General features: G+C 47.6%; 16 protein-coding genes and 3 pseudogenes. 13 read left to right on the plus strand and 6 right to left on the minus strand.

Annotation, left to right across the window (positions count from 1 at the left end; genetic code table 11):
* The first annotated feature begins 230 nt into the window (after nt 1–230).
* Nucleotides 231–434 (plus strand): cold-shock protein, encoded by a 204-nt coding sequence (locus tag DXE35_RS07375; protein ID WP_114690069.1) that lies wholly within the window; start codon nt 231–233, stop codon nt 432–434.
* 82 nt (nt 435–516) lie between these two features.
* The gene (locus tag DXE35_RS07380; protein WP_114690070.1) at nt 517–969 is read left to right on the plus strand and encodes a DUF192 domain-containing protein; all 453 of its coding nucleotides are present in this window, start codon (nt 517–519) and stop codon (nt 967–969) included.
* Between the two features lie 97 nt (nt 970–1066).
* Here the strand turns inward: DXE35_RS07380 and ppnP are convergent, their stop codons facing one another.
* The 3 genes from ppnP to argF form a co-directional block, all read right to left on the minus strand.
* Nucleotides 1067–1372 carry a pyrimidine/purine nucleoside phosphorylase gene (ppnP, locus tag DXE35_RS07385; RefSeq protein ID WP_114690071.1) on the minus strand — a complete coding sequence of 102 codons (306 nt, stop codon included), beginning with the start codon at nt 1370–1372 and terminating at the stop codon, nt 1067–1069.
* A gap of 30 nt (nt 1373–1402) precedes the next feature.
* Nucleotides 1403–2635: an argininosuccinate synthase gene (locus DXE35_RS07390; protein WP_114690072.1), complete on the minus strand. Its 1233-nt coding sequence runs from the start codon at nt 2633–2635 to the stop codon at nt 1403–1405.
* A gap of 78 nt (nt 2636–2713) precedes the next feature.
* Complete coding sequence (gene argF / locus DXE35_RS07395) at nt 2714–3661, minus strand: ornithine carbamoyltransferase (RefSeq protein ID WP_174220945.1); 948 nt, start codon at nt 3659–3661, stop codon at nt 2714–2716.
* Nucleotides 3662–3835: 174 nt separating this feature from the next.
* Between argF and DXE35_RS07400 the strand changes: the two are divergent.
* Nucleotides 3836–4129 (plus strand): annotated as a pseudogene (locus tag DXE35_RS07400) (DUF3579 domain-containing protein).
* 73 nt (nt 4130–4202) lie between these two features.
* On the opposite strand, the gene rpsT reads toward DXE35_RS07400, so the two are convergent.
* Nucleotides 4203–4469 (minus strand): 30S ribosomal protein S20, encoded by a 267-nt coding sequence (gene rpsT / locus DXE35_RS07405; protein ID WP_114690074.1) that lies wholly within the window; start codon nt 4467–4469, stop codon nt 4203–4205.
* A gap of 150 nt (nt 4470–4619) precedes the next feature.
* Here rpsT and murJ point away from each other — a divergent pair, with 150 nt between their 5' ends.
* Nucleotides 4620–6173, plus strand: coding sequence for a murein biosynthesis integral membrane protein MurJ (gene murJ, locus DXE35_RS07410; protein WP_114690075.1), 1554 nt, complete (start codon nt 4620–4622; stop codon nt 6171–6173).
* 5 nt (nt 6174–6178) lie between these two features.
* Nucleotides 6179–7023: pseudogene (locus DXE35_RS11455) on the plus strand (SirB1 family protein).
* A gap of 13 nt (nt 7024–7036) precedes the next feature.
* On the opposite strand, the gene DXE35_RS07420 reads toward DXE35_RS11455, so the two are convergent.
* Nucleotides 7037–7681: a VTT domain-containing protein gene (locus DXE35_RS07420; RefSeq protein WP_114690076.1), complete on the minus strand. Its 645-nt coding sequence runs from the start codon at nt 7679–7681 to the stop codon at nt 7037–7039.
* A 58-nt stretch (nt 7682–7739) separates the two neighbouring features.
* On the opposite strand from DXE35_RS07420, the gene miaA reads away from it, so the two are divergent.
* Complete coding sequence (gene miaA, locus DXE35_RS07425; protein ID WP_114690077.1) at nt 7740–8744, plus strand: tRNA (adenosine(37)-N6)-dimethylallyltransferase MiaA; 1005 nt, start codon at nt 7740–7742, stop codon at nt 8742–8744.
* Between the two features lie 15 nt (nt 8745–8759).
* Here the strand turns inward: miaA and purM are convergent, their stop codons facing one another.
* The gene (gene purM / locus DXE35_RS07430) at nt 8760–9812 is read right to left on the minus strand and encodes a phosphoribosylformylglycinamidine cyclo-ligase (RefSeq protein WP_114690078.1); all 1053 of its coding nucleotides are present in this window, start codon (nt 9810–9812) and stop codon (nt 8760–8762) included.
* Between the two features lie 73 nt (nt 9813–9885).
* Here purM and DXE35_RS11075 point away from each other — a divergent pair.
* The 7 genes and pseudogenes from DXE35_RS11075 to panB form a co-directional block, all read left to right on the plus strand.
* Nucleotides 9886–10347 (plus strand): annotated as a pseudogene (locus tag DXE35_RS11075) (AI-2E family transporter); the annotation flags it as partial.
* Between the two features lie 61 nt (nt 10348–10408).
* On the plus strand, nt 10409–10876 hold the full coding sequence (locus DXE35_RS11080) for an AI-2E family transporter (protein WP_269459884.1): 468 nt from the start codon (nt 10409–10411) through the stop codon (nt 10874–10876).
* An 11-nt stretch (nt 10877–10887) separates the two neighbouring features.
* Nucleotides 10888–11643, plus strand: coding sequence for a DnaA regulatory inactivator Hda (gene hda, locus DXE35_RS07440; RefSeq protein ID WP_114690411.1), 756 nt, complete (start codon nt 10888–10890; stop codon nt 11641–11643).
* Between the two features lie 18 nt (nt 11644–11661).
* Nucleotides 11662–12342, plus strand: a complete 681-nt coding sequence (locus tag DXE35_RS07445) for a histidinol-phosphatase (RefSeq protein ID WP_114690079.1) — start codon at nt 11662–11664, stop codon at nt 12340–12342.
* A complete protein-coding gene (gene pcnB / locus DXE35_RS07450) occupies nt 12339–13739 on the plus strand; it encodes a polynucleotide adenylyltransferase PcnB (protein ID WP_114690080.1) in 1401 nt (466 codons plus the stop codon). The genes DXE35_RS07445 and pcnB overlap by 4 nt, the downstream gene beginning before the upstream one ends.
* 52 nt (nt 13740–13791) lie before the next feature.
* Nucleotides 13792–14121 (plus strand): 2-amino-4-hydroxy-6-hydroxymethyldihydropteridine diphosphokinase, encoded by a 330-nt coding sequence (gene folK, locus DXE35_RS09835; RefSeq protein ID WP_197714015.1) that lies wholly within the window; start codon nt 13792–13794, stop codon nt 14119–14121.
* Between the two features lie 215 nt (nt 14122–14336).
* The gene (panB, locus tag DXE35_RS07460) at nt 14337–15155 is read left to right on the plus strand and encodes a 3-methyl-2-oxobutanoate hydroxymethyltransferase (RefSeq protein WP_114690081.1); all 819 of its coding nucleotides are present in this window, start codon (nt 14337–14339) and stop codon (nt 15153–15155) included.
* Nucleotides 15156–15165 lie beyond the last annotated feature (10 nt).

A 15165-nucleotide genomic window follows, 5' to 3' on the forward strand; every position in this document is an offset into this window, starting at 1 on the left:
AACACGCAAAAAACCCCATTTAACCCCATATTGGGGCGTTTTTCGATAAAAAAAAGGGGGTATTTACTAGGGGGTATGGGCATATAACTCCTTGACACCACTTCAAAAAGGGCAAACAATCAGGGGGTAGGCTTCAAGAGAGGTTCTATTTAGGCGTGTTGTGGATTGAGACTGATTAAAAAGTATTTACCCTCATCACGGTTGTTTTAAGTTTATGTAATGGAGTTCGCATGGCGACCGGAATTGTTAAGTGGTTCAATGATGCAAAAGGTTTTGGCTTTATCAAACCTGATGGTGGTGAAGAAGAGTTGTTCGCGCATTTCAGCGCAATTACTATGCCTGGGTTCAAAACCCTCAAGGAAAACCAAAAGGTAACGTTTGACATTACCCAAGGTCCTAAAGGCAAGCAAGCCACCAATATCCAAGCGGCTTAATAGTCCTTAGATCATTATTAAAAACCCAGGATTCGTTCCTGGGTTTTTTTCGCCTGCAATTTGCTTCAATTAAAATGCGCCTATGCATACATCTATCCCACTCTTACGCCAATTAGTTATATCAATGCTTTTACTTGGATCGAGCATTGCATCGGCTCAAGTTAACACAGGCCTACCCATCTTTGAACTCAAAGCAGGCATCTACCAAATTCAGGCCGAACTAGCTGATACTCCTAAAGCCCGAGAGGTGAGTCTCATGAATCGCACTAGCATGCCAGCGAATTCTGGAATGCTATTTATCTTCGAACAAAAAGCAGGTCATTGCTTTTGGATGAACAACACCAAGATTCCATTATCAATCGCATTCATTGCCGATGACGGGAAGATTGTGAACATTGAAGAGATGCAGGCCGAAACTACCAATAATCACTGCCCCAAAGCAGCGGTACGTTATGCCTTAGAAATGAACAAGCAATGGTTCTCTGAACGGGTGATTGTGCCGGGCACCGTCATTAGCGGCTTACCAAGAAGATAAGCTGCTTTACTTGGCGCCTCTAACTCTCACCAAGGATGATTAAGAATAATAAAAAACGCAGACCTCGGTCTGCGTTTTGTTTTTGCAATTCTTTGATTTATTCAAAGTGGCAAACGTAATGCACAGGTTGTTCAGCGCGAATGATGAAATAACCACCCTTTTTTACTTCCCAGCTTTGACCGGCCTTGAACTCTTGCTCAGGCGCGCCATTGATGCTGACAAAAGCATTGCCATCAACCACTTCCATGCTCTCTTTGATACTCAGATCAAAACGCAAAGTGCTTGGCAATACCACGCCGACTGACTTACGAACGCCATTAGGCAATGTCACGGTATGGGAAACGCATTTACCATCAAAAAATACATTGGCTTTTTTACCTACGGAAACTTGATCAAATTGCATTGCAGTTCTTTCTCTTCTGTTTAGTTCTATTTATTTCTTGGCACGCTTACGTTTTGCTGTTTCAGCAATACGCATACGCAATGCATTAAGCTTAATAAAGCCGCCCGCATCCGCTTGGTTATATGCGCCGCCATCATCATCAAAGGTGACGATATTTTGATCAAACAAAGTATTGGCTGAATCGCGTGAGATCACGGATACCGAACCCTTGTAAAGCTTCAAGCGCACTACACCATTGACAGCCTGTTGCGTATGGTCAATCAAAGTTTGCAATGCAAGACGCTCTGGGGCCCACCACAAGCCGTTGTAAATCAAGCTTGCATAGCGTGGCATCAAATCATCTTTCAAGTGAGCCACTTCACGATCCAAAGTGATACTTTCAATACCGCGGTGAGCCTTCAAGAGGATAGTGCCGCCAGGGGTTTCATAACAACCACGGCTCTTCATACCCACAAAACGGTTTTCCACGAGATCTAGGCGGCCAATGCCATGCGCGCCACCAATGCGATTGAGCTCCGCCAATAACTCGTGTGGTTTATACGCCTTGCCATTAATGGTGACAGGATCGCCAGCCTTAAATTCAATTTCGATGATCTCTGGCGCATCTGGCGCATTCTCAGGAGAAACTGTCCAACGCCACATGGATTCTTCGGCTTCTGCGTTTGGATTCTCTAAATGACGACCTTCGTAACTGATGTGCAAAAGGTTGGCATCCATGGAGTAAGGTGAGCCACCCTGCTTGTGCTTCATCTCTACTGGAATGCCATGCTTCTCTGCATAAGCCATTAATTTCTCGCGTGAGAGAAGATCCCATTCGCGCCAAGGGGCAATTACTTGAATTCCCGGCTCAAGCGCGTAGTAGCCCAACTCAAAGCGCACTTGGTCGTTACCTTTGCCGGTGGCACCATGCGAAACAGAATCCGCACCCGTTAAACGAGCGATCTCAATTTGCCGCTTAGCGATCAAAGGGCGCGCAATAGACGTACCCAATAAATATTCGCCTTCATAAATCGTGTTCGCGCGGAACATTTGAAAAACAAAGTCACGCACAAACTCTTCGCGCAAGTCATCGATAAAGATGTTTTCTGGTTTGATACCAAATTGCAAAGCCTTGGCGCGTGCTGGCTCCAACTCTTCACCCCGACCTAAGTCAGCGGTAAAAGTCACGATCTCGCAACCATAAGCATCTTGAAGCCACTTCAAGATCACGCTAGTGTCTAAACCACCGGAATACGCTAAGACTGTTTTTTGAATATCGGACATTTTTTATCCAATCAAAAAAATTAATTAAAAACTTACTAAGACAAATTTCTGAATATTTTATTGCTTACGGTTGATCGCTTAGTCCAAACGGCCACAGAGCAAATATTCCATCAGCGCTTTTTGAATATGCAAACGATTTTCCGCCTCTTCCCACACAATGCTTTTCGGGCCATCAATAACTCCCGCTGAAACTTCTTCACCGCGGTGCGCTGGCAAACAGTGCATAAATAAAGCGGCAGGCTTAGCCAATGACATCAACTCTTCATCGACCATCCAATCCTGGAATGCATTCATGCGTGAGGTGTTTTCAGCTTCATAGCCCATGCTAGTCCATACGTCGGTAGTCACCAGGTCAGCGTCTTTACAAGTCTCTTTAGGATCATCGCAAATTGTCAAATGCTTTGCTGCATTCGACGTTAAACGCGCCGGATCGAATTGATAACCTTCTGGCGCGGAAAAACGCAATTGAAAATCCAAGGATTCGGCAGCCTGAAGCCAGGTATAGGCCATATTGTTGGCATCACCAACCCAAGCCACTGTCTTACCCTGAATAGGTCCACGCGCCTCAACGAACGTAAAAATATCCGCCAATACCTGACATGGATGAAATTCATTGGTTAAGCCGTTAATTACCGGAACACGGGAGTTAGATGCAAAGCGCTCAATAATCTCCTGGCCAAAGGTGCGAATCATGATGATATCGGTCATCCGCGAAATTACCTGCGCAGCATCCTCCACAGGCTCACCACGACCCAATTGAGTATCGCGAGTGTTCAGGTATACCGCATGACCGCCAAGCTGGTGTATGCCCGCCTCGAAAGACAGACGCGTACGAGTGGAGTGCTTCTCAAAAATCATCGCCAAAGTGCGGTCATGGAGCGGATACCAAGCTTCATAACTCTTGAACTTCGCTTTGAGCCATGCGGAACGCTTCAATAAATAATCGTATTCCTCACGGGTGAGGTCGGAAAACTGCAGGTAGTGCTTTACCTGACCGGGCGCTTGAGGCTTTGCCAAGGATGTCATAGTTGAGCTTTCTACTAAAGTTTTGGCTTGCATTTTTTTCTTCAAACATTCGGCTGCACGAAAATGGCTCCTAAAGTCATCTTACGGCCAACTCAGGCTGTTAAGCTAGAGGACTTAGTAATACTATTGTCTACAACCATCATTACGCGAACTTGAACCACAAAAAGCCTTTTCATTCAAGGCATTACCACTTCTGGCAAACCATTTCGGCCCAGCGATTGGGCGGAGCGTCTGTACGGAGTGATGGCTACTTTCCGCCCTCCCGGCGATTCCGGGGGACCTCGCTTCACTTAGTCGCCCTATGTCAGACCTGTGCTTATTGCAAAAGTGAAATGCGTTGTTATCGATGCCAGGCTAGGGGATCTAGATCCTAGAGCGCTAGACTTTGTCATGAACTTTGCCAAAGACAATAGTCTACCGATCGAAGAGGCATATGAGTTCAACCCAACCGCCCCAGCCCAGCCTTAAAAACAAAAACCCGCTCTGATGAGGAGCGAGCCTGGGTCGAAACTACTTCGACCAGCCTAAAACTACAACTGTATTACGCTGCCATCGCCTTGATAGCTGCGGACAAACGTGACTTCTGGCGAGCCGCAGTATTTTTGTGAGCAATCTTTTTATCAGCAATCTTGTCGATTGTTGATTGAGTTGCCGCAAATACTTTCGCTGCAGCTGCTTTATCGCCAGTTTCAATCGCTTTACGAACTGCCTTGATGGAAGTGCGGAGCTTTGAACGCAAACTGGAGTTATGTTTGTTTTGTTTGACTGCTTTGCGTGCACGCTTACGCGCTTGTGCTGTATTGGCCATCTTTAAACCTTGCCTCTATAAATTGCAAATGCGATTAGTTAAAAATCTTGCGGACTTGCTAGATTCATAAGCAAGCTCGCCAAAAGCCAAGATTTTACCGTAAAGGGGCAAAAAAGCCCAGCCGACCGATAAATAGGTGAAAATCGCCTCATGAATCTGCTTTCTGCCGCCGCCAAGGTTAGCTCTCTGACCATGCTGTCCCGCATTACGGGATTGCTCCGGGAGACCCTGATAGCCCGTAGTTTCGGGGCTTCCGAGTGGACGGACGCCTTTAATGTGGCTTTTAGACTGTCCAATTTGCTACGTCGGCTATTTGCTGAAGGGGCTTTTTCTCAGGCTTTTGTGCCCATTTTGGGTGAAATTTACACAAATGAGGACCAAAGCAAGGCCAAAATCCTGATTAATGCGGTCTCTACGCTGCTATTTTGGGCGTTGCTGCTCACGGTATTGTTGGGAGTTATTGGTGCACCCCCGCTCATTTTTGTCATTGCCACAGGCTTTAAATGGGGTCCAGCCTACGACGTCAGCGTTGTCATGACCCGCATCATGTTCCCCTACATTGGACTGATTTCCATGGTCTCGCTGTCGGCGGGCATTCTGAATACTTATCACCGCTTCGCCATTCCTGCCTTCACACCCATTTTACTCAATCTAGCCTTAATCGGCAGCGCTATCTTTTTGGCGCCCCATTTAGATCAGCCAATTTATGCCTTGAGCATTGGAGTTTTATTGGGCGGCATTCTCCAGCTAGCAATTCAGATTCCAGCGCTTGCGCGCATTGGTCTTTTGCCACGCATTGGTCTTTTGCCTGGCGCAATAAAGAGCGCCATCACCAATCCAGATGCAAGACGCGTTTTACGCTTAATGGGGCCCGCGGTATTCGCTGTGTCTGTCGCGCAAATCTCTCTCATCATCAACACCAATATTGCCTCACGCTTGCAGGCGGGCAGCGTGTCTTGGCTATCGTATGCAGACCGCTTGATGGAGTTTCCGACGGCCTTGCTTGGTGTTGCTCTCGGCACAGTGCTTTTGCCAAGCCTCAGCAAAGCCAACGCCAAAAAAGATTTAGTTCACGCTGGCGAATTACTCATCTGGGGATTACAGCTGACATTTTTACTGGCCGCACCTTGCGCGCTGGCGCTCTTCATTTTTGGAGAACCCTTAGCGGCAGTGTTGTATCACTACGGAAAGTTCAACGCACTTGATGTCTTGATGACACAGCGCGCATTGGCAGCTTATGGAGTTGGCTTGATTGGTTTAATTCTGGTGAAAATTTTGGCGTCTGGCTTTTACTCGCGCCAAGATATCCGCACACCAGTCAAGATTGGTTTGCTAGTTTTAGTGGCCACCCAATTGGCTAACTTAGTTTTTGTACCCTGGCTTGGTCACGCGGGGCTTGCCCTCTCTGTGGGAACTGGCGCATGCCTTAATGCCACATTGCTTTGGGTAGGGCTGCATAGACGCGGGGCGCTACCTAGCTCTGCCTGGACCAAGTACTTAGGCCAATTACTTTTCGCCCTCATTCCATTCGGAACGGTGCTTTTCTATGCTGCGGGTGCGCACAATTGGATCGCCTTGCAATCTGATCCCTGGACTCGCATTGGTTTATTAGCTGCATGGCTAGGCATCGCCGCCATTGTTTACTTTGCCTCTCTGGGATTGGTAGGAATTCGCTGGCAAAAATTCTTGCGTCATGCAAAATAGCCTTTATGCCAACACAACAACTCGACTACTTCACCTCATTATAGTTGCTGAAGACGAACACTTTCCCTTAACCGAGGCTGCGATTGCTGTCGCTCAACACGCCTATCCCGATTTAGATGTACAAGGCGTATTAGACAAGTTGGATCAGCTGGGGAATAAATTAAAGTTGCGTGTAACGCCAGACACATCACCAGTTCAGCGCCTGCAAATACTTAAGCATTTCTTTTATACCGAATTGGGCTTTGGTCCAAATCCCAATGATTTTTATGTCCCTGAAAATTCGTACTTGCATTACGTACTTGAAAATCGCAGAGGCATTCCCATCTGATTAGCTATTCTGATGATGGAGCTAGGCAATCAAATTGGTTTAAAGATTCGAGGCGTTTCATTTCCGAATCACTTCATGATGCGTATCTCCATACAACAGGGTGCAGTCATTATCGATCCATTGACTGGTGAATCCCTATCCAAGGCTCAGCTCCAAGAAATGCTCGATCCCTACGTGGATGCCAAAGGCTATCGTGGCGAACTGAGTCTGCCACTCAATATCTTCCTACGTGCATCCAGTTCGCGTGAAATGCTGTCGCGCTTCCTCAGAAACCTCAAAATGATTTACTCGGAGCATGAACGCTGGGAACGCCTGTTAGGCAGACAGGAACGTTTAGTTATTCTGCGGCACGACTCTATAGAAGAAATTCGCGATCGCGGACTCATCTTTGCGCAGCTCGAGTATTTGCGCCCAGCCCTGGAAGATATGCATCGCTATCTCAGCGAACCTCCGGTGGCTGAAGATGCAAGCGATATTCGTGAGCACATTGCTACGCTCGAAAGCCAAACTAAACTGCACTAAAGAAAAATCAGTTTTAGTTTTTCTTGCGTTGAAAAATTTTATAGATCGCCGCGAAAGCGACGGGAATAGCTGCGGCACCAACGCCCACCAAAACGATCACATTCAGGTTCTGACGTATTACCGGAATATTGCCAAAGAAATATCCGGCAATGACCAAACCAAATACCCAGAGTGCGGCGCCCGTAATGTTGAATAACTGAAAGCGTGAGAAGTTCATTTCCGATACACCAGCAACGAAAGGCGCAAAGGTACGAATAATGGGCAAAAAGCGTGCAAGGATGATAGTCTTGCCGCCATGCTTTTCATAAAAGGCGTGGGTTTTCAACAAGGCGCCCTGATCAATCCAGCGCGACTGGGTACTGAACACTCTTTTGCCGATCCAGCGACCAATAAAATGGTTCACCGTATTGCCTGCAACCGCGGCAATCAATAAGCCAATACATAAAGTCCAGATATTGAAATGCTCAGTGGCGCAATAAGCACCCGCGACAAACAAGAGTGAATCACCCGGTAGGAACGGCGCAACCACTAAGCCAGTCTCAGCAAAAACAATCGCAAATAACAAACCATAAGCCCAAGGGCCGTATTGCTGAATGACGATATCGAGATGTTTATCAATATGCAGCAATAAATCACTGATTTGCAAAAAGGTATCCATAAACTCGCTCTCTAACTGATGGGTTGTTGCGGATATTAACAGGCTCTTATAATTAGGTATGCCAACTGAACCCTACATTCAGCCTATGCATGCTCTAAATGAAGCCCCCATTCTTTGTATTGTTGGGCTCACTGGCGCAGGCAAAACCCATCTCGCTATGTCTCTAGCAGAACATGCGAAATCTATTGGCTTAACAATTGAACTCATCAGCATGGACTCCGCATTGGTCTATCGCGGCTTAGATATCGGCAGCGCTAAACCAACTAAAGCAGAGCAAGCGGCTGTGATTCATCATCTGATTGACATCATGGATCCCACTGAAGTGTATTCAGCCGCTCGTTTTGCGAAAGACGCGAAACGACTCTGCGTAGAAATTCGTGAGCGAGGCAATGTTCCTGTAGTGGTTGGCGGCACCATGTTGTATTGGCGCGCTTGGGCACATGGTCTTTCGTCGCTACCACCAGCCAATCCAGAAATTCGCGCTCAATTGGATGAAGAAGGCAAGACAATTGGTTGGCCAGAGATGCATGACAAACTGGCCAAAGTCGATCCTGAAACCGCGGCCCGCTTAATGCCCAATGACTCACAACGCGTGCAACGTGCTTTGGAGGTTTTTCAAATCACTGGCAAGCCGATGTCCAAACTATTGTCCGACTCGCCAAGCGAAGACGGTAGAGAGGGTTCAGCTATTCCCTCTTGGATTAACTTAGTGTCACTAGAGCCAAGCGATCGTAAGCGGTTACATTTGAATTTAGACAAGCGCTTTGATGAAATGCTTGCCGCTGGTTTTATGGAAGAGGTGAGAGCGCTACGCGCTAATAATGGTCTGCATGCGGATCTACCCGCGATTCGTTCTGTCGGCTATCGCCAAGCCTGGGAATTTCTGAACAGTGAGATTGATGCCGAGCAAATGCGCTACAAAGCATTGGCGGCGACCAGACAACTTGGCAAGCGACAACTCACCTGGCTGCGCGCAATTGAAGGAAGAAAAACATTTGACCCCTTCAACCCCGAAGAGCTGAAGGCGGCTTTAGATTACTGCAAGCACACTCTCAAAAAATAATTGAGATGGATCGTTTTAGATAACGATCGTTTGTGGCGCATCCTTTGGACGCTCCACGACTTCGCCTACAGTCCAAGCCTTAAGGCCTTGCGCAGTTAATGACTTGATTGCGGTATCAGCTTGATCAGGTGAAACAATGACTACCATGCCGATGCCACAGTTAAATACACGCACCATCTCCGCATCAGCAACGCCACCCTTCATTTGCAACCAACGGAAGAGCTCTGGCATTTGCCAACTATCGCGATGCAAAACTGCTTGAGTATTTTCTGGGAGTACGCGAGGAACGTTATCGACCAAGCCGCTGCCAGTGATATGCGCCATTCCTTTTACGTTGATTTCAGCAATCAACTTTAAAAGTGGTTTTACATAAATTTCAGTTGGCGCCATAACGACATCGCCCAATGGACGGCCGCCCAAGTCATCGCTTGGTTTTGAGCCAGCGCGTTCAATAATTTTGCGCACCAATGAGTAACCATTAGAGTGCGCGCCACTTGAGCCAATCGCTAATACAACATCACCGGGAACAATCGTCGCACCAGTAATGATTTTGGATTTCTCAACCGCGCCCACTGCAAATCCAGCCAAATCATATTCGCCTGGAGGGTACATACCTGGCATTTCCGCAGTCTCGCCGCCAATCAGCGCGCAACCAGATAATTCGCAACCTTTAGCAATCCCGCCAACTACGGTTGCGGCAGTGTCTACAGTCAACTTGCCACAAGCAAAGTAATCCAAGAAGAAAAGGGGCTCAGCGCCTTGTACCAGAATGTCATTCACACTCATCGCTACCAAATCTTGGCCGATGGTTTCATGGCGATTCCACTCAAAAGCCAACCTAAGCTTAGTACCTACGCCATCCGTACCGGAAACTAATACCGGCTCTTTGTAGCGCTTAGGCACCTCAAAAAGGGCTCCAAAACCACCAATTCCCGCCAAAACGCCTTCGCGCATGGTTTTCTTGGCAAGCGACTTAATACGATCAACCAGGTCGTCCCCAGCGTCAATATCAACGCCAGCGTCACGGTAGGAAAGGCCTTTGGAGGAAGAATTAGTAGATGAAGTCATATCAGAGCCGGAATATTAGTCAAAAGTGCTACTTCGTCAGTAGAATCATTGCATTCTAGAGGATTGAAGCAAGATGGCTGAAATTTTTACCCCTTTTCTCACCGCATTCATTCTGGCGTATGCCTTACGCCCTGTTTGCCTGTTGCTTGAGCGACATCGACTGCCTCGGGCGCTAGCTGCTGCCCTCAGCATGCTCATCGGACTCTGCCTCATTTTCTTCATCCTGATCAGCCTGCTCACATATGAAATTCCCCTCATTAAGGCCAAATTACCTGATTGGATTGCCAATACCCAAGCCTGGTTAGGCCCAAAACTGAGTGATTTGCACGTCAATTTTGATTGGAACACCCTCAAAACCAGCGCCACCCAAAAAATCACAGAACACATTAATGACAATGCCAACAGCTTAATGTCCTCCACCATCAACACCGTTTTAATGTCAGGAAGCTCGGTCATCGCTCGTTTTGTGAATGCAGTGTTGATCGTATTTGTGATGTTTTGTTTGCTGATGGACTGGAGTCATTTTTTCGGGCTCGTCAAAAGCATAGTCCCTGTACGCGCACAAGAAACTGTTCACCACTTAGCAATGCATACCGATGGATTGCTTTCGCAATCTTTCTCAATATTTGCGCGGCATGTTGATTGTGATTTCCATCATGGCTGTTTTCTACAGCGCTGGATTAAGCCTTATTGGCGTCAAAGGTGCCGCTGCTCTGGGCGTTTTCACCGCGCTCATGATTGTGATGCCATACATCGGCATCACCTTAGGTCTCACGCTTGCGACCTTATCAGCACTGCTTCAGTTTGGTCCAGGCACTGAAATTATTGGGGCGCTCATTTTGTTTGGCATTGGCCAATTCCTAGAGGGCTTCTTCCTAACGCCTCGCCTGGTTGGCGAGCGCATTGGCTTGCATCCTGTAGCGGTCTTATTTGCGTTGCTTTTATTCGGTAAGTTATTTGGCTTCTTTGGCGTCTTGTTGGCTCTACCTATTAGCGCCGTCAGTCCAGTCTTAGTGAAATATTGCTGGTCTATCTACACGCAAAGCACTTGGTATCAAAAATAAATTTGGCAGCAATGAATACCACTCCGCTTCCAAAACAATTTGCGCTAGACATTAGTCACTCTCCTCAAGCTAGCTTAGAAAACTACCTCCCCGGAAAAGACCTCGCGTTAATTTCCGTCTTACAAACTATTGAGCGCTCTTGGAATAAGCCCACCTCTGCCGGCGCGGACAACCCACTTAATCAACGCTGGATTTACTGGTGGGGACCTGAAGGCTCTGGACGAACTCATTTACTTAACGCCATTGGAAACGCGGCTAAGCGGAATGGCCTCACTCACATTCCACTGACTCCAGCGGAACCCGCTTCATGGGTTCGACTTGAAGACAATATCAACGCGATATCGCAAAGCAGCTCGCCCACAGCCATCACAGTGGATGATGTCGATCAATTAGATGATCGACTCATGGGATCCTTGTTTCGCATCCTGAACACAGTACAAGCCAGTAAAGCGATACATATTTTTATGGCTGGCAAGACTGCCCCCGCGAATCTAAAGCTTCGCGAAGACTTGCGTACCCGTCTAGGCTGGGGTTTGGTCTTTCAGACGCAGCTTTTGGACGATGATGAGAAAATACAGGCGTTGGGTGCGGCGGCCAAAGCACGCGGGCTGGTTTTATCACCTGATGTATTGCCTTGGTTGCTAAGCCGCTTGTATCGAGATATGCCCAGCTTAATGGCCTTGATTGATGCCTTAGACGCCTATTCTTTGGAAACTAAACGTGCTGTAACCTTGCCTCTTGTACGCGAGCTCTTGCAGCCTAAATAATTCACTCAGTAATCATTTGTGACCCAGGTAGCCCTTTTCGATTTAGACCACACCTTATTGCCCTGCGATAGTGACTATGAATGGGGTCAATTTTTGGCTCGCATCGGCGTTGTTGACAGCGAATACTATGCAAGACAAAACGAACGTTTTTATCAAGACTACAAAGAAGGCAAACTCGATATTCATGAGTTTCTGCGTTTTGCCCTAAAGCCGCTCTCTGAGCACTCTCGTGCTCAACTAAAAGATTGGCACGATGCCTTCATGGAAGAAGTGATTAACGGCCAAATAAGACAGCAAGCGATGGATCTCATCAAACGTCACCAAGATGCTGGCGACCTCTGCTGCGTAATCACCGCCACCAATAGTTTTGTGACGCGTCCGATCGTTGAACGTTTTGGCATTGAGCATCTAATCGCGACCGAGCCTGCCACGACAGATAATCAGCCCTTGTCTAACTACACTGGTGAAGTCAAAGGCATCCCGAATTTTCGTGAGGGCAAGATCCAGAATCTACACGACTGGTTAGCATCCCAAAAATTGTCATTGGATCACTTGCCATATAGCTACTTTTATTCTGACTCGATGAACGATTTACCTTTACTTGAAAAGGTAAGTCATCCTGTCGCGACCAATCCAGATGATCGCCTTCGCAATGAAGCTAAGCAGCGCAACTGGCCCATTCTTGCATTGGTTGCATGATCACTAAATTTATCAAACGCATTTTGCGGCGTGACCCCATGGTCAAGCACACCCACGCCAATAACACTGGCGCGCCAAAGCGCATTCCTAAAAAAGCGCATCGGATTGACCCTCATTTACTTTCTAAGAACGCGATAAAAGTAACGCACACTTTGCAGCAAGCAGGTTATGAGGCATTTATTGTTGGCGGCGCGGTTCGCGATCTTGCCCTGGGTATTAGTCCAAAAGATTTTGATGTCGCAACCAATGCCACACCAGATCATGTACAAAGATTGTTTCATAAAGCGCGTCTGATTGGTCGCCGCTTTCAGATTGTGCATGTCACCTTTTTTGGAAAAGGACACCCTGAAATTATTGAAGTATCCACCTTTAGAGCCCTGCTAGATAACGCTGGAGACCATGTAGCGGAAAGTGGCCGCATTCTACGCGATAACGTCTGGGGATCACAAGGTGAAGATGCTGCGAGACGTGATTTCACAATTAATGCGATGTATTACGACCCTTCTTCAGAGACCGTGCTTGACTATCACGGCGGCATGGCTGACATGCAAAAGAAAACGTTGCGCATGATTGGCGATCCTGCTAAACGCTATCGTGAAGATCCCGTGCGCATGCTCAGAGCGGTTCGCTTTGCTGCCAAAACTGGCTTTGCATTAGATAACGCTACCCGAGCTCCGATCGCTCAGCTTGGCAAACTATTAAATGACGTTCCATCGGCCAGACTATTTGACGAAATTCTCAAACTCTTGATGTCTGGTTACTCTTGGCGAGCGATTCAAGGACTCAAATCAGCGGGACTCCATCATGGCCTTCTGCCGCTCCTAGATCACATCCTAGATGAAGGCAAAGATTCCAAAGATGCCAATGAGTTTGTAAAACTTGCATTAGCCAACACCGATCAACGCATTCAGTCTGGCAAAAGTGTTTCAGCAGGTTTTTTGTTTGCCACCTTACTTTGGCCAGATTTATTAAAAAACTGGAAAGCCAACACCAGTAAAGGTATGGCCAATATTCCCGCATTACATGATGCGATGGATGACACGATTGCCACCCAAAGTAGCGGCATGACTATTCAGCGGCGTTTTGAAAGCGATATGCGCGAGATTTGGTCTATGCAGCCACGCTTTGAGAGACGAGTCGGACGCTACCCCTATCGCCTCATTGAATCCCCACGCTTTAGGGCGGGTTATGACTTTATGCTGCTTCGTTGCGCTACTGGCGAGTTAAACCCAGCAATCGGTCAATGGTGGACGGCATTCATTGCAGCAGACCCTGCTGGACAAGATGAGCTCATGGCTAGCGCTAAAAACGAAACCGGAAATACTCCCAGTCCAGCTAAAAGACGGCGCCGCAGAAAACCAAAATCAGCAGCGCCCTCAGAAGGTGCGGCGAGCTAAGCAGACTTAGAGAAATTTCAGTAAAGTAGTTTCACCTCTAGTTTGGAATCGTATGGCACGAGCTTTTATCGGATTTGGCGGCAATATCGGCGACACGGGTCAGCTCATTACTGATGCCATTGTTTGCTTGGCTTTGCCCTCTGAACTGCAGATCCTGGAAAAAAGCTGCTTTTACCAAAGCGTTCCGGTAGAGGCGACTGGCGGCGACTACATCAATGCCGTCATTGAAGTCGAGACCGAACTAACTCCCTATGGCCTTCTCCATGTTTGCCAAACCATTGAACAAGAGTTTGGTCGCGAGCGGCACTATACCAATGCTCCGCGTACCTTCGATCTGGATATCCTCTCCTTTGAGGGAGTTATCCAAAACGAGACAGAGTGAATGCTCCCGCACTCTAAAATCATTGAGCGCTCATTTGTACTGCTTCCCCTGCTTGAAATAGCTCCCGATAGCTTTCTGCCCAATTGGGGCGAACTCAAGACATATTTACATAATGTGGCTCACCAAAGAATTGAAAAACTTCCCTGCAGGAACTGCAATTGCGGGGACAAAGATGTTTATAGCCAATCGGCCCATTAATTCATTAAACTCTCGCCATGAGTTACTTACAGGGCGATAAGCCAATCACAATCACCAAGCTCCTCGCAATGCATGCTGAGGGTGAAAAAATTTCTATGCTCACAGCATATGACTCAACCATGTCCGCCCTTCTCAATCGCTGCGGAGTGGAAACGATTCTGATTGGTGACTCGCTCGGCAATGTGATTCAATGTCATTCGAGCACAATACCCGTTACCGTGGAACAAGTGGCTTATCACACCGAGTGCGTAGCGCGCGCCAACACCCATGCCTTTGTGATCGCCGACCTTCCATTTGCCAGTTATGGTGATCCAATACAAGCGTTAGATTCAGCGGCAACTTTGATGCGCGCGGGCTCAGATATGGTCAAACTGGAAGGTGGTGGCGAATGGCAAGTCGAAGTCATTCGTCATTTAGTGGAGCGCAGTGTTCCTGTCTGCGCGCACCTAGGCTTATTGCCACAATCCGTGCACGTCTTAGGTGGATACAAGGTTCAAGGCAAATCCAAAGATGCTGCAAGCATCATGCTTGAACAAGCACTTGCTTGTCAGGAAGCTGGCGCTCAAATGCTTTTGCTGGAAGCCATCCCTTCATCACTAGGCGAAAGAATTACTGCCGAACTACCTATCCCAACGATTGGTATTGGCGCTGGTCCAGATTGCTCTGGTCAAGTATTGGTGCTGCAAGATATGTTGGGCATAAGCCCAGGCAAGCCACCCAAGTTTGTCAAAAACTTTATGGATGGCCACCAGTCTGTGGAAGCCGCAATTAAGGCTTATGTACGAGAAGTGAAGTCCGGGAAATTTCCCGGACCTGAGCATGGCTTTGCAGGCTAATCGCCCGCAA

The organism is Polynucleobacter necessarius (assembly GCF_900095215.1).
GTDB lineage: Bacteria > Pseudomonadota > Gammaproteobacteria > Burkholderiales > Burkholderiaceae > Polynucleobacter > Polynucleobacter necessarius_H.